Raw genomic sequence first — 19,871 nt, forward strand, 5'->3', positions numbered from 1 at the left:
CTAGACGTCCGACCGTGATGCTGACGCATTCACACCAAGTGCTTTGAGTTTCCGGTGTAGCGCGGAACGCTCCATGCCGATGAACTCCGCTGTGCGAGAAATATTGCCGTCGAAACGGGTAATCTGAAGTGACAGGTATTCCCGCTCGAACTGCTCGCGTGCATCCCGCAACGAGAGACCAACGAGGTCAGCCGAAGCGGTTGGGCTCGCCCCTTTTGATAGCCCGCTGCGTTCCTGAGGTAGCTCATCGACCGACACAGGACGTTTCGCATCATGCGGCGACAGAATGAGAATACGCTCTACAAGGTTCTTCAGCTGGCGCACATTACCCGGCCAGTCCATGGACTGGAGAACGGCAATCGCCTCCGATGAAAACGTCCGCGCATTCAGACCAGAACTGTCGGCAATACGACCGGTGAAATGGTCGATCAGCGCTGGAATGTCGTCACGCCGTTCAGCAAGCGAAGGCACCCGGATCGGGACGACGCTTAGCCTGTAGAACAGGTCCTCACGAAAACGCTGCGCGGCGATCTCTTCCTTCAGATCCTTGGTGGAGGCTGACATGACCCGAACATCGACGTGAACATCGGACTTGCCGCCAACCCTTTGAAAACGTTGCTCTGTCAGCACGCGAAGGATCTTGTTCTGGGTGCCGAGCGGCATATCGGCGACTTCATCCAGCAACAGCGTGCCAGTATGCGCTTTCTCGAAGAAGCCGATGCGGCGCGGGCGTCCATCATGGTCCTCTTCGCCGAACAGTTCCTGCTCCATCAAGTCTGGCGCGATATTGGCGGCATTCACGACAACGAACGGACCGTTCTGTCTATTGGATTGAGCATGGATGAGGCGCGCGGCGAGCTCTTTGCCTGCTCCGGCTGGTCCGGTGACCAGCACACGAGAATTGGTCGGGCCAACCTTGTCGATCGAGGCACGCAGCGTTGCGGCAGCCTGGCTCGACCCGATCCAGTCATCGCTGCTGACCACCATATTCCGCAGAGAGGCGTTCTCGCGTTTCAAGGAAGTCGACTCGATGGCACGGGCCACCAGATGCAGCAGCCGGTCTGACTTGAATGGCTTCTCAATGAAGTCATAAGCGCCGCGCCGGATAGCTGCGACGGCGGTTTCGATATTGCCATGACCACTGATCACGATGACCGGGATGAGCGGGTCGATGGACTTGATGAATTTCAGGACGGATAAGCCATCCATGTCGCTGCCCTGAAGCCAGACATCGAGGATAATCAGGCCGGGAGCACGCATGCGCACTTCTTCAAGCGCTTTCGCAGCTGTTGCAGCGCTGCGCACCGCATAGCCTTCATCTTCGAGGACGCCGGAGATCAGGTCCCGGATATCGGGTTCGTCGTCGACAACAAGAATGTCCGTGGTCATGAGAGAGCCTCCGTGGTCTCTGGTTCGGCGAATTCGTCGAGATTGGCCTGCTTTGGCAGTGTGATCCGTACCTTGGCGCCGCGATGCGATTCCTCGCGCTCCTGCAGCTGGATCGCGCCGCCATGATCGACAATGATCCGGTTCACGATAGCAAGACCAAGGCCAGTGCCTTTCTCTCGGGTGGTAACATAGGGCTCGAGTAGCCGCTCGCGGGCTTCTTCAGGAAAGCCCGGGCCATTGTCTTCGATGATGATTGTGATCGATTCTTCGGTGTCTTCGGTCGTGATTTCAATCGCGCCCTGCGTTTCATCGACGGCCGGCAGGCGTTCAATCGCTTCGGCAGCATTCTTGATGATATTTCCGATGGCCTGCCCGAGTAGTCTTTCATCTGCAGAAATGATGAGCGGCTTGCGGACGTGGTTGATCTCCACCGCGATGTCGGGGCTGACCACCTGTTGGGAAAAGCCGGTTTCATCGATCAGCTGGGCGAGATCGAAACTCTCCAGCGTCGGTTTTGGCATTCTTGCAAAGCCAGAAAACTCCTCGACCATTCGGCCAATGTCGCTGACCTGACGAAGGATCGTGTCAGTACACTTGTCGAACACCGTGTCGTCTTCGGGAATGTATTGGCTGTAGCGACGACGGATGCGCTCGGCCGAAAGCTGGATCGGCGTAAGCGGGTTCCTGATCTCATGCGCGATACGTCGGGCGACGTCTCGCCAGGCAAGCTGGCGTTGCGCTGTCACGAGGCGGGTCGCGTCATCGAAGGTCAGGACGAGGCCGCCCGTCGAATCGCGTGCAGCCTTCAGCCTGAAATGACGCGCACCCCCAGCCGTCCGCATATCAAGTGACGCATCGATCGGCAGGCGCGTCGCCATTGCTTCTTCGACATGCGGCATGAAGGCTGGCGCGATGTCCGCAAGATTGCTGCCTTCGACAGGTGGTTCTGTCTCAAGCAGCTTTTGCGCCGATGGGTTGGCGAGCGTGACGATGAAGTTCTCGTCAATGCGGATGACGCCGGCGCTGACTTCTTCCAGTAGCGTTTCGAGGAAGAGGCGCCGGTCCTCGGCCTCTTCGCGTGCGTAGATCAGGGCTGAGCGCTGGGCACCAAGCTGCTCCGTCATCACATTGAATGAACGGGTGAGCGCGCGCACCTCGTCTTCGCCCTGCGGAAGTGGTACGCGAATGTCGAGGTCGCCGTCACGGACCGACTGGGCTGCATTTGCGAGACGGCCGATCGGGCCGGTAATCCGGCTTGCGGCTTCAAGCGCCAGGCGGATCGCCATCAGCAGAACCAGCGCCACGATCTGACCATACGCCACGAAGAAGAGCGCTTGTGAGCGCGAGCTTAGCTCGCCGGCGATGCGATACTCTTCAAGGGCCTGCTCGGCCCGGCGCAAGCGCGCAAAGGCGTCGCGGTCGAGAGGTTTGGCGAGATAGAGATAGGCGTTCTCCATGCCGCCAAGCTTGATCAACGAAGTCGTGAAGCCCTCTGCCTCGAACAGCGAAAGGTAGACCTCACCCGCATCCGCCTCGTCGAACATTTCAGGGGTCGGACGCCGGTACAGGCTGTCATTGGCCGCGTTCTCGCCGATTGCCAGCGGCCTGCCCTGCCTGTCGATGACGTAACCGACCCTCATATTCCGGATCAGCGCCTGCATGCCGAGATAGGACGAGAAGGCTTCAGGCTCTTCCGTCAGGCCTTCGAGCGCGTTGTTGATATCGGACGCAGCGAGCCGCGTGTCCTCCTCGAGGGCGTCACTATACTCGTCCACATTCTCGCGGGCGACCGTGGCCGTCTGCTCCACCAGCGTGAACACCCGTTCGCCGAACCAAGTGTCGAAGCCACGCGAAATTGCCGCCCAAAGGAAGACCGAAACAACAAGTGCCGGGATGACGGCCGACAGGCTGAATAGAAGCAGGAAGCGGCGCGCCAGCCGATTGCCTTCTGTGCCCTTTTCCAGCGTGCGCGAGGCGCGATACCGCTGCACAACGATGACGCCAAGCGTGATGATGATGAGCGTATTGGCGATGATCATCGCCTGAACATCGCGGCTGACCGGCTCGATTGGGTCCATGCCGGATATGGCGACAAAGGTAACCGCAGCGGCGAGGAAGGCAGCCACGAGGAAAAGCCACTGGAACAATGCCCAGCCTGATCGCGGCTTTCCTGGTGCGGTGGTGTCGACCAAACTATACCTCGCTCGTGCGGTTGTGTTCAAACCGCAACACTGAGGCCATAAAGCAACACTTATGCCATGGTCAATTAGTCGTCTGCGAGACCAAGCTGGTTGATCCGCGAACGTAGCGTGTTCCGGTTCACGCCAAGTAGCGCCGCTGTTCTGAGCTTGTTTCCGGAAGTCACTGACAGGGCGAGCTTTATCAGAGGCCGTTCGACCTGCTCCATGATGGTGCGGTGGATGTCGCTATCGTCCGGGTCTGCCTGCAGCAGGTCAGCCATCACATATTTGTGGAGAAGCGTCTCAACCTCTTTCTCGAAATTGCCTGACGATGAGATATCCTTGAGCGCCTCGGACCGCAGCTCCCGTTCCACATCGCGCTGAGAAATCACGGAATCGGGGCTGAGCGCTGCAAGGCGCATGATGAGGTTCTCAAGCTCACGCACATTGCCCGGCCAGTCGTAGGCCATGATGAGATCCATCGCGGCCGGCTCAACTTGCTTGCTCGGCAGGCCCTTGCGCTGGGCGCGGATCAGGAACGCCCTGACAAGTTCGGGAATGTCTTCCTTGCGCTGCCTGAGCGGCGGCATGAAGACCCGGACGACGTTGATCCGGTAGAACAGGTCTTCGCGAAAACGGCCCTCTTCCACCAGTGTGCTGAGCGGTTTCCGCGTCGATGCGATAATACGCGCGCCGCCCACTTCCCGCATGAGCTTTACAAGCTGGGTCTGTGCTTCGGCCGGAAGATCGCCGATCTCATCGAGATAGAGTGTGGCACCGGGATCGAACGCAATGCCCGGATTGTCTGGCGTGCCGAAAAGGTCCTGGCTGATGCGGTCTGTCGGCATGGCTGCAAGATCGAGCGCTTTGAACGGTCCCTTCTTGTCACTTTGCAGCTCATGGATTGCCTGCGCGGCAAGCTCCTTACCCGTACCGGACTCGCCCTCAATCAGAACGGTGAGGTCCGTGTTCATCACACGCGAGATGATGCGGTAGACCTCCTGCATCGGCTCCGAGCGCCCAATGAGCGGCAGGCTTTGTTCGCCATTTGCCTTCAGGGCTTCGGTTGCCGCAGCATCCTTGCGTAGTGGGCCCTTCAGGGCGCGGCCAACGAGTCCGGTCAGCTGGTCGATGTCGAACGGCTTTGGCAGGTAGTCATAGACACCGTGGCGCGCGGCCGAGGCGGCCGTCAGAATGGTATTTTGGCCGCTCATCACGATGACGGGCAGGTCCGGCCGGGCAAGCCGGATGGATGGCAGCACTTCGAAGATAGCCGTATCTCCGAGGTACACGTCGGTCACGACGACGTCGCCCTCACCATTGCGCACCCAACGCTCCAGCGCATCTACCGAACTGGTAGCGCGAACCTGATAGCCAGCGGTCACGAGCGTCTGGTTGACGACAAGCCTGATGCTTGCATCGTCTTCGGCAAGCAGGACGGTTTTCTGTGTCATTGGACGATATCCCGTTTCATAGGCAGGAAGACTGAGAACTTGGTCTGGCCGGGTTTGCTCTCGACCTTGATACGGCCTTCATGAGCCGCAACGACTTCGGAAACGACGCTGAGGCCAAGGCCGCGCCCACCCGCCTTGGTCGAGCTGAACATGTCAAACATCTGATCGCGGGTTTCAGAGCTGATGCCTCTGCCATTGTCCTCAACAGTGATACGGATGGCACGCTGAAGGCGCCGCGCATTACGCTTGCTGGAGAATGCAAAGCCAGTCTCGAAGGCGGTCTGGAGCGTCACCTGTCCTTGCCCGCCAGTCTCGCTCGCCGCTTCGGCTGCATTGCGCACGATGTTCTGGAAAGCTTCGTGCAAATGATCCTCGTCGCCGAGTATTTCCGGCAGCGACGGGTCATAGGCGCGCTTCAGAGCGATCTTGCCGCCATGCGCAGCCTCTTCAGCAATCAGGATCTTGTCCAGCAGCTGATGGATATTGAACCGGTCGCGGCGCGGCGCCGAGAAAAGCTCAAAGGCGGACAGGCGGCTCACAAGGCGTTCGATACGGCTCGCTTCGCTCTTGATGATCTCGAGCAGCGGCACTTCGTCTTCACTTGCGTTTCGCAGCAAGAGCTGCGCGGCGCCGGAGATGCCTGCGAGAGGGTTCTTCACTTCATGGCCGAGAATACGACCAAAGCCGGAAATGCCGGCAGCGCTGTCTGAAGGATCACGCACAAGCGACTCGGCAATTGCCAGAATGATGGACCCATCCGGGCCGGGGCGAAGCCGGATATCGTATAGTTTTCCGCGCACGGCAGATGGCCCGGCGATAGGCAAGCCATGCGAAGAGATATCGCCCTCTTCGCTCGCGACCCGATCGAGAAGCTCGAACAGCGGCGAGTCGTGATAGACGAACTCACTTAGATTGTGCGCCTGCAGGCTGGCCAGCGAGTGTCCAAGGATCATCTGCGCTTCTGTATTCGCCGACATGATATTGCGGCGATTGTCGATCTGCAGAACGGCGACCGGCATCAGGTCCGCCAGGTTTGTCTTGTCCGTCATGCCGCGACCTGCGCTCTGTCTTCAAAGAGTTGATTGAGAAACACAAAGAGCGGCTTGGCATCTTCAAAACCGCAGGCGCGCGCACGCAGCTCCTTGCGTTCCGCAACGCTCCAGTCGGCGTCGAGATGATCGACCGCAGCGGAGATGTGCTTGCGCACGATACGCAGGCCGAGCGCCTTTCCATAAAGAGCCATGCTGTCTTCTACCTGTTCGATGAGACTCTCGAGCTTTTCAGCCGCACTTGGCGCGCGCCAGTCCCGCCGTCCCGCAAGATGGGCGGAAACCTGTCCGAGCAACCATGGCCGACCCATCGCTGCACGGCCGATCATCACGCCATGAGCGCCCGATGCTGCGAGCGCGGCATCAGCCGTTACACAGTCTTCAATGTCGCCATTGACGACAACGGGAAGATCGATCGCTTCGACAGTTTCACGGACACGCGCCCAATCGGCCGACCCTTTGTAGAACTGGCAGCGTGTCCGCCCATGAACAGTGACCATGCATAGCCCGACCGATTGGGCGTACCCTGCGAGGTCTGGCGCGTTGAGCATCTGATCATCCCAGCCGAGACGCATCTTGAGCGAGACCGGCAAACCACCCGCACCTTGCAGCGCAGCATCGATGATCGATTTCGCCAGATCGGGTTCTTTCATCAGGGCAGAGCCAGACTGACCGCCGGTCACCTGCCGCGATGGGCAGCCCATATTGATATCGATCTGGTCCACGCCAGCTTCGGCCAGCAATTCAGCGCCGCGCTGCATGTCTTCAGGGCGCCGCGCGGCGAGCTGGACGATCCAGCGCCCGCGTCCCTCATGCCTGCATGTGCGGCGCACGACATCCGGGCGTGCCGCAGCCAGCGTTTCACCTGCGACCATCTCCGATACGACAGCTTCAGCGCCGAAACGTACCGCCTGTCTGCGAAATGCCGCGTCGGTCGAGCCCGACATCGGGGCAAGCCAAACGCGCTCTGCCAAAGATTGGTGCATCGTGTACATACATTTAGTTTGAACACTTTTTTGCTTTGCACAATAGTTGAGCATGAGGGGCGGTGCCGCAGCAATAATTCATGTGGCCATTCTGCATCAGCGCGGGTAAGCCCCTGCTCTTATGAGAGTTCATGCAATCATAGTTGCGGCTGGGTCTGGCAGCAGGACTGGTCGAAAACTGCCCAAACAGTTCGAGATGCTGGCGGGCAAGCCAGTCTATCGCTGGTCTCTGGACACTTTCCTGTCAGACAGTCGTGTAAACCGTATAGGTCTGGTGCTGCCGTCCGATCATATCGAAACCATTGCTGGCGAAACCTCAATCGACGAAGGGCTCATTCTCGTCGCAGGCGGCGACGACCGGACAGCATCCGTGCGCAATGCAGTCGAAGCGCTTTCGCCTGATCCCGATGATATCATTCTGGTTCACGATGCTGCGCGCCCTGGCCTCGAAACCCAGACAATCACTGATTTGCTCGAAGCCATGACGACGCATGACGCTGCAGCCCCCGCCCTGCCGGTGATAGACGCGCTGAAGCGACAGGCTGACGAAACGCTGCAGACGGTAGATCGCTCAAACCTCTACCGCGTGCAGACGCCCCAGGCTTTCAAAGCGGGTATTCTCGCATCTGCGCTGGCTGACAAATCGGGCAGTTTCGTCGATGACCTCGAAGCAGTCGAATCACTGGGTGCAAAGGCGGCGTTGGTCGACGGGAATGATCGGCTCTCCAAGATAACCTTTGCGGATGACTTTGAGAAAGTGGAGGCAGTGATGACGGGACAACAGGCTGAATTCAGGTTTGGCACCGGCTTTGACGTTCACGCCTTTGAGCCCGGCCCCGGGGTCACACTCTGCGGCATCTTCATTGAGCATGAAGCCCGCCTCAAGGGCCATTCGGATGCTGACGCAGGCTGGCACGCTTTGACGGATGCGATCCTCGGCGCTGTGGCCCTTGGGGATATTGGCGACCATTTTCCACCCTCCGATGATCGCTGGAAGGATGCCGATTCCGGCGTGTTTCTGAGCCATGCGATCAAGCTCGCACGTGAAGCGGGATGGCAACTCACCCATTGCGACATCACGCTCATCTGTGAGACGCCAAAGATCAAACCGCACCGTGAAGCCATGCGGAAGCGGACCGCAGAACTCGCCGGGCTTCAGCTTGACGCCGTGAGCATCAAGGCGACAACGACCGAGGGCCTTGGCTTCACCGGTCGCCGCGAAGGGATCGCCGCCCAGGCCGCTGCAACACTTCGCAAGATCATCTAGGAGGACCGCATGTTTCCAGACCGTCTTCGTAATCTCTGCCTACTGACTATGGATGAAGCGCGAGAGCGGCGCGTGAAGATCGCTTCGGCCGAATCCTGCACGGGCGGCCTCATTGCCGCGCTGTTCACGGAGTTTTCCGGTTCTTCGGATGTGTTTGAGCGGGGCTTCGTGACCTATTCGAACCGTTCAAAGGAAGAGGTGCTGGGCGTGCCGGGCGACCTGATTGCCGACTATGGCGCGGTCTCAGAGGCCGTCGCCCGTCTAATGGCAGAGGGCGCACTCAATTCTAGCCGCGCGAACCTTGCTATTGCGGTCACAGGCATTGCCGGTCCTGGCGGCGGCACGCCGATGAAGCCAGTCGGCACGGTTCACATCGCCTGCGCCCGAGAGAACAAGGCTGTGCTGCACGAGGCCTGCTATTTCGGTGATATCGGGCGCCACGAAGTTCGAATTGCGACGATCGAGGCTGCGCTGAACATGATCCGCCAGCAGATCCCGTAACCAGAAAGACTAGGTGCGACGTTCACCATACCGGCGGTCGGCTTCGTCAATGAACGACTTCATGATCTTGTTGACGGCAAGTGTCGTGTTCGCCTTTGCGAGAAGTGACAGGACAGGATTGCGGAACTCATAATCAATGAAGAAATCGACCACCGTTCCGAGTTCGCCGTCGGGCGACATCTTCCACCGGTTCTGAAGCTTCTTGAACGGGCCGCGTGCCAATGAGACCTCAACAGTGCGGTTCTCATCATCGGCGGCAATATCGGTCGCAAATCGCTCGGAAAAGCCCTTGAAGCCGACATCGACCTCGCCTCGATACTTGCGCACGCCATCTTCTTCGCGTTCTCCGCTCACCTTCATGGTGCGGATCCACTTGATGAATTCGGGATAGCGCTTGATGTCGGCGACCAGATCAAACACTTCATCGGCGCGATGCTCGATCACCAGCTGCTTTGAGAGGCGCGGCAAAGGCTGCTCCTACTGATTGGCGGCCAGTCTTGCCGCCTTCATTTTCGCAAAGTCCTCATCTGCATGATAGCTCGACCGGGTCAGCGGAGAAGCGGACACCATGAGGAAGCCCTTTGAACGCGCAATCTCTTCATAGGACCTGAATTCATCCGGGTGGACGAAGCGATCGACAGCCGCGTGTTTGCGCGTCGGTTGCAGGTATTGCCCGATGGTCAGGAAATCGATGCCTGCAGAGCGCATGTCATCCATGACCTGCATCACCTCTTCCTTGGTCTCGCCAAGGCCAACCATGAGGCCTGACTTGGTGAACTGGTTCGGGTCACGCATCTTCACGCGCTCAAGCAGGCGCAGAGAATGATAGTAACGAGCGCCCGGACGGATCGAGAAATAGAGGCGCGGAACAGTCTCAAGATTATGGTTGAAGACGTCTGCACGCGCATCGATGACAGCGTTCTCCCAGCCATCCTTGCGCAGGAAGTCAGGCGTCAGGATCTCGATCGTCGTGCCGGGGGATGCCTCGCGGATCGCGCCGATCACATTCACGAAGTGGCGCGCACCGCCATCCTCAAGGTCGTCGCGGTCAACAGACGTGATGACAACGTGCTGGAGGCCCATTTCCTGAACGGCTTCAGCGACACGGCGTGGCTCATCTTCGTCGACAGGAGACGGTTTGCCGGTGGAGACGTTGCAGAATGAGCAGGCCCGCGTGCAAACCTCGCCCAAGATCATCATTGTGGCGTGCTTCTTGTCCCAGCATTCGCCGATATTCGGACAGCCAGCTTCCTGACAAACCGTCACGAGACCTTTGGAGCGGACGATTTCTTGCGTATCGCGGAAGCCCTGGCTCGTCGGCGCCTTCACACGAATCCAGTCCGGCTTGCGCAGGACGGGCGTATCGGGCCTGTTGCGCTTCTCCGGATGCCGGAATTTCTGCTTGCTCTCGATGAGTGTAACCATGCGGCATAGATGGACCGCTACGTCCCCATCATCAAGCTGCAATATCGCAAGGCGGCATTGACTGGCTGCCCAGCGCGAGTTGCCTTTATCACTCTCTGTGACATTTTGTGACACTGAGTTTAGAAATCACGACGCCAAAGCCTGACATGACCACTGTTCCAGAACCGATCTCATTCAACCTGAAACGCACGAAGACCGACATCTTCTCTGCCTTCATGCGGGCCCGCAAAGAGTTTGGCGGCGCGACCGTCGCCATTGTGGACGGTGACGAACGCGAGCTGACCTATACGGAGATTGCGCGTGCGGCCTTTGCGCTGGGGTCTGCGATTCGCGCCAAGACGGCACGTAATGAAGTGCTTGGCATCATGCTCCCAACCGGCGCTGGCGCCGTGATCGCCTTCTTGGCCGTACTGGCTGCAGGCCGCATTCCGGCCATGCTGAACTTCACAGCAGGGTCGGCAAACCTCCGCGCCGCCATGCGCGCCGCCGAAGTCTCCAAGATCATCACGGCCAACAAGTTCATCGAACTCGGCAGCCTGGAGCCGCTGGTCGAAAGCCTGAGCGAGGACGCGCAATTCATCTACCTCGAAGATGTGCGCGAAAACCTGTCCCTGGCTGACAAGGTAAAAGGCGCAGTAGGCCCCCTATTCCCGTCGCTCGTCTTTCAGGGCCCGGATCACAAGAAGACCGGCGTGATTCTGTTTACGTCAGGCACCGAAGGAGAGCCGAAAGGCGTGGTGCTCAGCCACCAGAACATCGTCGCAAATGTCGAGCAGGTACGTGCCCATATCGGACTGTCGCCAGAGACCGATTCCGTCTTCAACCCACTACCGACCTTCCACTGTTTCGGACTGACGGTGGGCGCGCTTTTGCCTCTGATTGCGGGCGTCAAAGCTGTCTTTCACCCAACACCGCTGCAGCCGCGCGAAATCGCCAAGCGTATCCGCCAGAGCGGTTCGACCATTCTGCTGGCGACCGACACCTTCATCTCTCAATATGCCCGCGCAGGTGAAGAAGGTGACATGAGCAGCGTCCGGCTCGCTGTCTGCGGAGCTGAACGCGTGCGCGATGAAACGCGCCAGCTGGTCCGCCGCAAATTCCAGATCGAGATTCTTGAAGGCTATGGCGCAACCGAAGCCTCGCCAGTCGTCGCGGCAAACAGCGTTGAGATGAACAAGCCCGGAACCGTTGGCCGCCTGATGGCTGGTATGGAATACGAGCTTCTTCCTGTAGAAGGCATCGAAGATGGCGGCAGGCTGCGCATTCGTGGCCCGAATGTCATGCAGGGCTATATGCGTGCCGATAATCCAGGTGTCCTGGAGCCTCTCGAAGAAGGTTGGCACGACACAGGCGATATCGTTGCGATCGACAAGGATAATTGCATTCGCATTCAGGGCCGCGTGAAGCGCTTCGCCAAGATTGGCGGCGAGATGGTTTCGCTGGCGGTTGTCGAGAACTGCGCCAGCGCTATCTGGCCAGATGACATGCATGCGGCTGGCGCCATTCCAGATCCGCGTAAAGGCGAACAGATTGTGCTGCTGACCACCTCTGCCGAGGCGAACCGCAGCGAGATCCTCGCATGGGCGCAATCGCATGGCGTTTCGGAACTTTCTGTTCCGCGCAAGGTCTATCATGTCGATGACATTCCGGTGCTTGGGACCGGCAAGATTGATTACGGCGCGGTCAACCAGCTGGTTCGCAAACTCAGCGATGCCTGACCGTCAAAGTTAGATACGAGTTTCGCCACGCGAAAATCACATTCTTGCTGTTTTAAGCGCCCGACAAAAAAACAAAGGCAGGCAAGAAATCCATGTTGCGTAAACTTATCATCGCGTCGTCCATTATCGCCGGCACAGCTCTGAGTGCCGCTGCAGACACGGACAAGAATGTCCTCGGCTGGCTGGAGCATGTGCGGATTGCTGATCTCGATATCCAGCTTGATGCAAAGCTCGACACCGGCGCGAAGACATCGTCGATTCACGCCGAAATCCTTGATGCGCCAGCCCGCAAGGATTGGGACGACGAGGATGAAAGCCGCGACATCGTCTTCAAGGTAATCAATGAGGATGGCGACGAACGCACGATCGAAACGGAGATCGTTCGCTGGGCCGCGATCAAGACAAAGCGTGGTGGGCTCATTCACCGCCCGGTTGTTGAACTTGAATTCTGTCTCGGCGGCCTTCTGATTGAAGACGAAGTCACACTCGCCGATAGAGGCAATTTCAACTACGAAACGCTGATCGGGCGGAACATGCTTGAAAAGGCGGACATCGTCGTTGACGCAAGTGAAATCTATACGAAGCGGGCACGGTGTTCTAAGTAGTCGAGCCGCTGGGATTTAAGGCCGACTCGGAGCTGATTTTTGAAACGCACTCAATTGCTGATCATCGTGGGCGCGCTCATCGCGGCCGCGCTCGGCATCTTTTCGTACAAGGTCACGCGTCTCGGCTTTCCGGTCGTGCCGAATCTCGATTCCGACACATGGACCATCGAGGCAAAAATTTCTTTTCGCGGCCGCGGCGACCCGGTCACGCTTCGTCTCGCCCTGCCCAATTCCGAAGGCCAATTCACCGTTGTGGATGAGACGTTTGTCGCGTCTGGTTTCGGCGTTGAAACCGACTCGACGGAAGCCGGGCGCCAAGCCGTCTTTGAACGCCGCGCGCAGGATGGCAGCGCCGTCCTCTTCTATAGTGCGAAGCTGATCTCTGTTGACCAGCGCTACTCCAATGATGACCGCCCGACCCCAGAGGCGGTATCCGATTATCGGCGCTCAGAGCGACGTAGAGCCATTCAGGAGAACGCCACACCCCTCCTCGTCGCTCTCGATTCCATTCTGACCGAGGCGCTCGAGAAGTCTGCAGGCGAGCGGAGTTTTATCACCCAACTGGCACGCCTGAGCGCTGATGAGAGCGATGACCGCATATCAACCATCATAGAAGGTGGGCCGCCTGAGATCTCGAACGCCTCGGACCGGCTCGTTTTCCTGCTGAATGCTGCGGGCACGCCTGCCCGCCACGTTCAGGGGATCATCCTTGATACCGACACGCGCCAGGCGCCCCTCACAACATGGGTGGAATACTGGCTGGGCGACACCTGGGTCAGCGCAAACGGAACGACGGCTGAACCGCTCAACGACGCACGCACCCTTCCGATCGTCTACGACAGGCAACCCATCGTTTCGGGTGACGGTTTCAACCGCGTTGGCGTGTCCTGGTCCGTCGCCCGAAATTTCGAGAGCCAGCTCTCAAGGGCGATGGAACGTGGGTCTGAGTTTGCGCCCTGGGTGAATGCGACGTCCCTGCTCAGCCTGCCGATCGACCTTCAGCTTGTTTTCCGCGTGCTGCTGCTGATCCCGCTTGGGGCGCTAATCATCGTGATCCTCAAGCAGGTCATAGGCATGCCAGCCTTCGGCACATTCATGCCGGTTCTGATCGCGCTCGCTTTCCGCGAAACGCAGCTGCTCACGGGCATTATGCTGTTCACAGGTATCGTAGCCGTAGGTCTCTTGCTGCGCGCATACTTCAATCAGCTCCAGCTTCTGCTCGTGCCGCGCCTCGCTGCCGTGCTGATCATCGTCACCTTCGTGATGATGTTTATTGCACTCGCCGGCGAAGCAATGGGTATTCAGACGGGCCTTTCCATCTCGCTCTTCCCGCTTGTCATCATCACCATGACCATCGAGCGCATGTCGCTCACCTGGGAAGAAGACGGTGCCAAGGAAGCCTTGAAGAAAGCGCTGGGTTCGCTCGCAGGAGCCATTCCGGCCTATTATATCCTGACCAGCGAATACATTGAGCACTTCGCCATCGTCTTCCCGGAGCTTCTGCTGATCGTCCTGGCGATGGTCCTGCTGCTCGGCCGCTACACTGGCTACAAGGTGACGGAGTATTTCCGCTTCAAGGTGCTCGCGAACGAAGGCAACAAGACCTCATGATAGGTTTTGGTCCGATATCAAAACTGGCCAAATCGGGCGTCCTCGGCATCAACAGCCGCAACCTCGACTTCATCGCCGCCTATAATCCACGGCGCTTCTACCCGCTGGTCGATGACAAGGTCATCACAAAGAAACTCGCCATTGAGGCGGGAGTCACCGTGCCAGAGCTGTACGGCGTTATCCGGTATGGCGGTGAGATGCATCTGCTCGAGAAGATCGCGGAGAAGCACCGCTCCTTCGTCGTGAAGCCTGCCAATGGATCGGGCGGCGGCGGTATCATGGTGTTCAATGGCGTTGCCAAGACCGGTCTGCGCCGCATGAACGGCCAGATCATGGCCTGGCCGGATATACGCTATCATCTCAACAACATGCTGAGCGGCATGTTCTCGATGGGTGACGGCTCTGATCAGGTCATGATCGAAGAGCGACTGGTCCCACACTCAGCCTTCTCGAAGCTGGCTTTTGGCGGTGTGCCCGATGTCCGCGTGATCGTCTTTCGCGGCGTTCCAGTCATGGCCATGCTGCGTCTTCCAACTGCGGAGTCTGACGGCAAAGCGAACCTTCACCAGGGCGGTATCGGCGCTGGCATCGATCTGGTGACTGGTGTCACGACGCGGGGCGTACAGCACAACGACTCAGTCGACGTGCACCCTGACTTCGAAACGCCAGTCCGCGACTTCCAGGTGCCTTCATGGGACGAAATTCTGGAACTCGCGAGCCGCCTCGGCCACCATATTGGTCTTGGCTATGTCGGTGTGGACATCGTGATCTGTGAGCATAAAGGCCCGACGCTGCTCGAGCTGAATGCCCGGCCAGGTATTGCGATCCAGACCGCAAACCTGAAGGGGCTGCGCCCCCTACTTTTGCCGATCCATAAACTGCCGTCCGTACCTGAGGATGTGCATGAGCGGATCGAAATTGCGCACGCCAACTGGAACGGCGAGTCCCTGGAGCGATTTCTCGCCCCAGGGGAAGAGATGCACCGCCACTAGACGGTGCGTGCCGCCTTGTCCTTGGCGTTCTGAACCTCAATCGCTTCACGAGCGGCCTTCCACTCATTGTCACCCCATTGCGTCAGCTGTGCGAAGTTGCCGCCGGACGCATTATACATCGCCCCATCGATAGCGATGGTCTGGCCGTTCACATATTCGGCGCCCGGCCCCATCAGGAAGACGGCGAGGTTGACGAGCTCGTGCATCTCGCCGACGCGCCCCATCGGGTTCGCTGCGCCAGAATCGCGGCGCTCGGTACCTTCGGTTTGAGGAGATAGGCGATTTGACATGCCTTCCGTAGGAAATGGCCCTGGTGCGATCGCATTGAAGCGCAGGCCATAGCGGCCCCACTCCACGGCGAGGCTTTGCGTCATGGTGTTCACCGCTGCCTTCGACATGGCAGATGGCACCACAAAGGGCCCGCCATTCCAGACCCAAGTCGTCAGGATCGAGATGACGTTGCCGCGCGACTTCTCGGCAATCCAGCGCTTGCCGATATCGTGGGTCATATAGAAACTGCCGCGGAAGACGATGTTCGAAATCGCATCGAAGCCGCGAATGGAGAGGTCTTCGGTGCGCGAGATGAAATTACCAGCCGCGTTGTTCACGAGGCCGGTCAGCGCGCCATGCTTTGACCAGATCGCGTCGTTCATATCCGTGATGGCTTCGGCAACGCGGATGTCACAGGCGTGCGGCACGACCTTGCCGCCATGGCTGGACATTAGCTCTTCTGCGGTGTCCTCACAAACCTTCCCGCGCCGGCCGCAAATGTGCACTTCGGCACCGAGCTTGAGGAAGCCTTCGGCCATTTCCTTGCCGAGACCGGTGCCACCACCGGTGACCAGAACCCGCTCGCCTTCCATAAGGCCCGGCTTGAACATCAGCTTGTCTATATCCACGAACAATCTCCCTTTGTTGTTGGAGAGAGCTTAGTTCGCGCGCCTATTTTCGAAAGGGCAAACTGGCCAGACGCCATAAAAGAAACGCCGGAATTACGATTGCCGCACCGGCAAGGAACGGCTTCCAGAGCGTGCTGACCAGCCACAGGATTGCATCGAACACCCCCTGAATGACACCCCAGACCGCGCCCCTCAAATTGAGACTGTCACTTGTCGGGTCAAGATCGAGCGAAAGCAGGAACAAGCCAAGGAGGACGCTCGCCGCGACCAGTCCGGCAACCTGCAAAAGGCCGACCGAGAACAGGCGCCTCTGCAGCGAGCGTTGAGGCCGGGAAGCCTTGGGGCTCTTGCCCCCCGGCTCCCCGATCTTGGTGACGACCGGCGCTTCCACCGGACCTGTGTCTGCCATTGCCTCGATACTCTCCTGATTAAGGGGCTAGCTCGCCACTTTCTGGACCAGCGTGCGATGCGGATAAGGAATGGAGATACCCTGTGCATCGAACTCTTCCTTCACCTTCTTGGTGAGGTCGAATTTCAAGTTCCAGAGATCGGTCGCATTGCACCAGAGGCGGCACGTAATATCGACAGAGCTGTCGCCGAGATTGGTCACCTTCACAAACGGTTCGGGATCACGGAAGACGCGCTCATCGGCATCGACCAGCGTCTGGATGATGCCCAGCGCCTTGTCCATGTCATCGTCATAATCGATGCCGAAAACAATATCGCAGCGGCGCGTATCATAGCCGGAATAGTTCTTGATTACGCCATCGATGGCTTCGGTGTTCGGGATGATGATCTTCACGTTGTCGAGCGTCGCCAGAATGGTCTGGAACAGGTTGATCTCTTTGACCGTGCCGACCTGATCAGCGATCTCGACGAAATCACCGTTCTTGTAGGGCCGAAACAGCATGATCATGACGCCAGACGCGATATTGCCCAGCGCGCCTTGCAGCGACAGACCGATCGCCAGTGTCAGGGCACCGAGAACCGCGACGAAGCTCGTCGCTTGCACGCCGAACACCTGCAGCGACGCGATGATAACGGCGGCGGTCACAAACCAGCGGACGAGAGAGCCAAAGAACGACCCAAGCGTTTCGTCCACGCCGGCCCGCTTCGATGTCTGCTTGCGCACCATGGATGAGAGCCAACCGGCGATCCGCAGGCCGATGACCAGGACGACCAGTGCGCCAAAAACCTTCAGCGCACCACTCAGCAACACCGGCCAGTATTCGGCAGCAAGTGCGTTAAAATCGATATTCTCTAGCTGTTCCATGTAGACCTCTTTTTACCAGTGCATCAGCTAGGACAATATCCAGCAATTACAAACGCCAAAGCTGATCCTTGCGTGCTGCGGTGTGATCTCGCGCGAGCAATTTTCGATCAACCATATGGACCTGTTTCTCCCCTGCAGCGAATGCGATCCATCCATCCGCAAAGTGGCGCATGACGGCATCATCCAATATGTTCAGGCCGCCCGTATAGGCCCCCATGGATGGCATTATCAGACGGTGTCCGTCGCTGATGAAGCATTTGCGGCGAACCGCCCTGCCCCGGCCCGTCACGCGGGCGACCGGATGGAGGTGTCCGGAAATCTCACCGATTTCCCCAGTGGGTTCGTGGCGAAATACGCAATCGCCCATCCGGAATGTTTTCGCGCCGCGTCCGCCAAGATGTGCCGGGGGATCCGGGTCATGGTTTCCCTCAACCCAGACCCAGTCCGTCCGCGCGGTCAGAGCGCGAATACGTAGGCGTTCAACGGGCGAGAGCCGGGCTTCTGCGGCCGGGTCGTGGAAGCTGTCACCAAGGGAAACAACACAGTCTGGCGCAAACTCATCGACCAGCGTTTCGACCACTTTCAGCGTCATGCTGGTATCGTACGGTGGCAGGAGCTGGCCGCGCCGTGCGAAACTAGATCCCTTCTCAAAGTGCAGGTCTGAAACCACTAGCGTACGACGCGCAGCCCACCAGAGCGCCCCCTGCGCGAGAGGCGTCATCAGCTCACCCCGATGGTGCAACTGGAGTGCATAGGCGGTGTTTTTGAGGGGCGCCGACATGTACCGAAACATGCCGGGTGCCGCCCTCAAGGTCAATTTGCGAGACGCCGCCCGACTGCAGGCTGCGACCGCTACATGTGAAGGACACGCCCCTGAGAGGCGAGCACGCTTTCATGCATCATCTCTGACAGGGTCGGGTGCGGGAAGACCGTGTGCATCAGCGTCTCTTCAGTTAGCTCACCTTCGCGCGCAATGACATAGCCCTGAATGAGTTCGGTCACCTCTGCGCCGATCATATGCGCGCCAAGAAGCTCCCCTGTCTCAGCGTCAAAGACCGTCTTTACGAGGCCTTCTGCTGCGCCAAGCGCAATTGCCTTGCCGTTGCCGATGAAGGGGAACTTGCCGACCTTGACCTTGTGGCCGGCCTCTCTCGCCTTGGCTTCGGTCAGGCCGACGCTGGCAATCTGCGGGTGTGAATAGGTGCAGCCCGGCACATTCCAGGCATCGAAAGCGTGCGCATCCTCTGCGCCTGCTATCCCCTCAACGCACATGACGCCTTCATGGCTCGCCTTGTGCGCCAGCCAGGGTGCGCCGGTGAGGTCACCGATGGCATAGAGGCCATCAACGCCTGTTCGGCCGAAACCGTCGACAAGAACGTGGGTCTTCTCGACCTTCACGCCCAGTTCTTCGAGGCCGAGACCTTCAACATTGCCGACAATACCAATGGCGAGGATTACCCGGTCGACTTCGAGTTTCTCGGCCTTGTCGCCTGAAGAGATGTCGGCCGTGACCTTTCCGTTCGCCTTCTTCAGCGATTTGACCTGCGCGCCCGTATGGAACTTGATGCCCTGCTTTTCGAATTGTTTGCGGGCGAGGCCAGAGATTTCCTCGTCCTCGACTGGAAGGATACGGTCTACGGCCTCAACGACTGTCACGTCGCTTCCAAGCTCATTGTAGAAGCTGGCGAACTCGATCCCGATCGCACCTGAACCAATGACGAGAAGCTTCTTCGGCGTCTCTTTCGGCACCATGGCTTCGCGGTAGGTCCAGATCAGATCACCATCCGGCTCAAGCCCAGCCTGCGGGATGGCCCGTGCCCGCGCGCCCGTCGCAAGAATGACGTTTTTCGCTTTGTATTCTTTCGACTTTCCGTCCTTGTCTTTTACAGAGACGATCGGTGCAGGCTTGCCCTTCTTGAGCGATGCTTCGCCCATGATCACGTCGATCTTATTCTTCTTCATCAAGTGGCTGACACCGGATGACAGCTGCTTTGCGACGCCGCGCGACCGCTTCACGACGGCTTCGAGATCGAAGTCAGCCTTGTCGATCTTCAGACCAAAATCCTTGGCGTTGTTCGCATAGTGCAGCACTTCGGCAGACCGCAGCAGCGCCTTGGTCGGGATACAGCCCCAGTTGAGGCAAATGCCACCAAGGTTCTCGCGTTCGACTATCGCCGTCTTCATGCCGAGTTGGCTTGCGCGGATCGCGGCGACATAGCCGCCAGGGCCGGAGCCGATGACGATGAGATCAAATTGGGTGGACATTGCTACCTCTCAACTGCGTCCGCAGGCATCATAAAGCCTGTCGATATATCCGTCGTTCAGCGCGGCATTTACCGCATAGTTTGCGACAACCAATGCGACACTCGCCAAACCAACACTCAGAAACAGGCGAAGTGTCAGAAAAGAGGAGCGCCACAATCCGAGACCAACCATGCTTCCGACAACTAGAAAAACCGGAAGCACATATAGGGTTAGCCACATCAGTCCTTCATTCGCTGTGACCCAATGGCCGCTATCAG

At 58.6% G+C, this 19,871-nt stretch carries 18 protein-coding genes; 6 read left to right on the plus strand and 12 right to left on the minus strand.

Annotated features, from left to right (window positions below):
- From KUV46_13350 to KUV46_13370, 5 genes are all read right to left on the minus strand, one after another.
- Positions 1 to 1,389 carry a sigma-54 dependent transcriptional regulator gene (locus KUV46_13350; protein QYJ00310.1) on the minus strand — a complete coding sequence of 463 codons (1,389 nt, stop codon included), beginning with the start codon at positions 1,387 to 1,389 and terminating at the stop codon, positions 1 to 3.
- Positions 1,386 to 3,536 carry a PAS domain-containing sensor histidine kinase gene (locus KUV46_13355; GenBank protein QYJ00311.1) on the minus strand — a complete coding sequence of 717 codons (2,151 nt, stop codon included), beginning with the start codon at positions 3,534 to 3,536 and terminating at the stop codon, positions 1,386 to 1,388. The genes KUV46_13350 and KUV46_13355 overlap by 4 nt, the downstream gene beginning before the upstream one ends.
- A 119-nt stretch (positions 3,537 to 3,655) precedes the next feature.
- Positions 3,656 to 5,023: a sigma-54 dependent transcriptional regulator gene (locus tag KUV46_13360; protein ID QYJ00312.1), complete on the minus strand. Its 1,368-nt coding sequence runs from the start codon at positions 5,021 to 5,023 to the stop codon at positions 3,656 to 3,658.
- Entirely contained in the window at positions 5,020 to 6,072 is a 1,053-nt protein-coding gene (locus tag KUV46_13365; GenBank protein QYJ00313.1) for a hypothetical protein, read from the minus strand. The genes KUV46_13360 and KUV46_13365 overlap by 4 nt, the downstream gene beginning before the upstream one ends.
- A complete protein-coding gene (locus tag KUV46_13370) occupies positions 6,069 to 7,046 on the minus strand; it encodes a tRNA-dihydrouridine synthase family protein (GenBank protein ID QYJ00314.1) in 978 nt (325 codons plus the stop codon). Before KUV46_13370 ends, KUV46_13365 begins: the two co-directional genes overlap by 4 nt.
- A 133-nt stretch (positions 7,047 to 7,179) precedes the next feature.
- Between KUV46_13370 and KUV46_13375 the strand changes: the two genes are divergently transcribed.
- Together KUV46_13375 and KUV46_13380 are read left to right on the plus strand one after the other, a co-directional pair.
- A complete protein-coding gene (locus KUV46_13375; protein ID QYJ00315.1) occupies positions 7,180 to 8,325 on the plus strand; it encodes a bifunctional 2-C-methyl-D-erythritol 4-phosphate cytidylyltransferase/2-C-methyl-D-erythritol 2,4-cyclodiphosphate synthase in 1,146 nt (381 codons plus the stop codon).
- Between the two features lie 9 nt (positions 8,326 to 8,334).
- Entirely contained in the window at positions 8,335 to 8,826 is a 492-nt protein-coding gene (locus tag KUV46_13380; GenBank protein ID QYJ00316.1) for a CinA family protein, read from the plus strand.
- Between the two features lie 9 nt (positions 8,827 to 8,835).
- Here the strand turns inward: KUV46_13380 and KUV46_13385 are convergent, their stop codons facing one another.
- Positions 8,836 to 9,294, minus strand: coding sequence for an SRPBCC family protein (locus KUV46_13385; GenBank protein QYJ00317.1), 459 nt, complete (start codon positions 9,292 to 9,294; stop codon positions 8,836 to 8,838).
- Between the two features lie 9 nt (positions 9,295 to 9,303).
- Positions 9,304 to 10,251: a lipoyl synthase gene (gene lipA / locus KUV46_13390; protein QYJ00318.1), complete on the minus strand. Its 948-nt coding sequence runs from the start codon at positions 10,249 to 10,251 to the stop codon at positions 9,304 to 9,306.
- A 146-nt stretch (positions 10,252 to 10,397) separates the two neighbouring features.
- On the opposite strand from lipA, the gene KUV46_13395 reads away from it, so the two are divergent.
- The 4 genes from KUV46_13395 to KUV46_13410 all read left to right on the plus strand — a co-directional run bounded on the left by KUV46_13395 (position 10,398) and on the right by KUV46_13410 (position 15,177).
- Positions 10,398 to 11,969, plus strand: a complete 1,572-nt coding sequence (locus KUV46_13395; protein ID QYJ00319.1) for an AMP-binding protein — start codon at positions 10,398 to 10,400, stop codon at positions 11,967 to 11,969.
- Between the two features lie 92 nt (positions 11,970 to 12,061).
- Positions 12,062 to 12,574, plus strand: coding sequence for a RimK/LysX family protein (locus tag KUV46_13400; protein ID QYJ00320.1), 513 nt, complete (start codon positions 12,062 to 12,064; stop codon positions 12,572 to 12,574).
- Positions 12,575 to 12,613: 39 nt separating this feature from the next.
- Positions 12,614 to 14,185, plus strand: coding sequence for a UUP1 family membrane protein (locus KUV46_13405; protein ID QYJ00321.1), 1,572 nt, complete (start codon positions 12,614 to 12,616; stop codon positions 14,183 to 14,185).
- Complete coding sequence (locus KUV46_13410; protein QYJ00322.1) at positions 14,182 to 15,177, plus strand: alpha-L-glutamate ligase-like protein; 996 nt, start codon at positions 14,182 to 14,184, stop codon at positions 15,175 to 15,177. Before KUV46_13405 ends, KUV46_13410 begins: the two co-directional genes overlap by 4 nt.
- On the opposite strand, the gene KUV46_13415 is transcribed toward KUV46_13410, so the two are convergent.
- The 5 genes from KUV46_13415 to lpdA are packed head-to-tail and all read right to left on the minus strand — an operon-like array spanning position 15,174 to position 19,614.
- Entirely contained in the window at positions 15,174 to 16,076 is a 903-nt protein-coding gene (locus KUV46_13415; GenBank protein ID QYJ00323.1) for an SDR family oxidoreductase, read from the minus strand. The genes KUV46_13410 and KUV46_13415 overlap by 4 nt on opposite strands.
- Before the next feature lie 43 nt (positions 16,077 to 16,119).
- Complete coding sequence (locus tag KUV46_13420; GenBank protein QYJ00324.1) at positions 16,120 to 16,485, minus strand: hypothetical protein; 366 nt, start codon at positions 16,483 to 16,485, stop codon at positions 16,120 to 16,122.
- A gap of 27 nt (positions 16,486 to 16,512) precedes the next feature.
- Positions 16,513 to 17,349 (minus strand): mechanosensitive ion channel, encoded by an 837-nt coding sequence (locus KUV46_13425; protein ID QYJ00325.1) that lies wholly within the window; start codon positions 17,347 to 17,349, stop codon positions 16,513 to 16,515.
- Between the two features lie 46 nt (positions 17,350 to 17,395).
- Positions 17,396 to 18,142 carry a ligase-associated DNA damage response endonuclease PdeM gene (pdeM, locus tag KUV46_13430; protein ID QYJ00326.1) on the minus strand — a complete coding sequence of 249 codons (747 nt, stop codon included), beginning with the start codon at positions 18,140 to 18,142 and terminating at the stop codon, positions 17,396 to 17,398.
- 59 nt (positions 18,143 to 18,201) lie between these two features.
- Complete coding sequence (gene lpdA, locus KUV46_13435; GenBank protein QYJ00327.1) at positions 18,202 to 19,614, minus strand: dihydrolipoyl dehydrogenase; 1,413 nt, start codon at positions 19,612 to 19,614, stop codon at positions 18,202 to 18,204.
- Positions 19,615 to 19,871: the final 257 nt, after the last annotated feature.

This window comes from Thalassovita mediterranea (genome assembly GCA_019448215.1).
Taxonomy (GTDB): domain Bacteria; phylum Pseudomonadota; class Alphaproteobacteria; order Caulobacterales; family Hyphomonadaceae; genus Henriciella.

Bases quoted from the DNA above. Each gene is read 5' to 3' on its own strand.
- KUV46_13350 (QYJ00310.1), bottom strand. From the start codon at position 1,389: ATGACCACGGACATTCTTGTTGTCGACGACGAACCCGATATCCGGGAC.
- KUV46_13360 (QYJ00312.1), bottom strand. From the start codon at position 5,023: ATGACACAGAAAACCGTCCTGCTTGCCGAAGACGATGCAAGCATCAGG.
- KUV46_13365 (QYJ00313.1), bottom strand. From the start codon at position 6,072: ATGACGGACAAGACAAACCTGGCGGACCTGATGCCGGTCGCCGTTCTG.
- KUV46_13375 (QYJ00315.1), top strand. From the start codon at position 7,180: ATGAGAGTTCATGCAATCATAGTTGCGGCTGGGTCTGGCAGCAGGACT.
- KUV46_13380 (QYJ00316.1), top strand. From the start codon at position 8,335: ATGTTTCCAGACCGTCTTCGTAATCTCTGCCTACTGACTATGGATGAA.
- lipA (QYJ00318.1), bottom strand. From the start codon at position 10,251: ATGGTTACACTCATCGAGAGCAAGCAGAAATTCCGGCATCCGGAGAAG.
- KUV46_13395 (QYJ00319.1), top strand. From the start codon at position 10,398: ATGACCACTGTTCCAGAACCGATCTCATTCAACCTGAAACGCACGAAG.
- KUV46_13400 (QYJ00320.1), top strand. From the start codon at position 12,062: ATGTTGCGTAAACTTATCATCGCGTCGTCCATTATCGCCGGCACAGCT.
- KUV46_13410 (QYJ00322.1), top strand. From the start codon at position 14,182: ATGATAGGTTTTGGTCCGATATCAAAACTGGCCAAATCGGGCGTCCTC.
- KUV46_13420 (QYJ00324.1), bottom strand. From the start codon at position 16,485: ATGGCAGACACAGGTCCGGTGGAAGCGCCGGTCGTCACCAAGATCGGG.
- KUV46_13425 (QYJ00325.1), bottom strand. From the start codon at position 17,349: ATGGAACAGCTAGAGAATATCGATTTTAACGCACTTGCTGCCGAATAC.
- pdeM (QYJ00326.1), bottom strand. From the start codon at position 18,142: ATGTTTCGGTACATGTCGGCGCCCCTCAAAAACACCGCCTATGCACTC.
- lpdA (QYJ00327.1), bottom strand. From the start codon at position 19,614: ATGTCCACCCAATTTGATCTCATCGTCATCGGCTCCGGCCCTGGCGGC.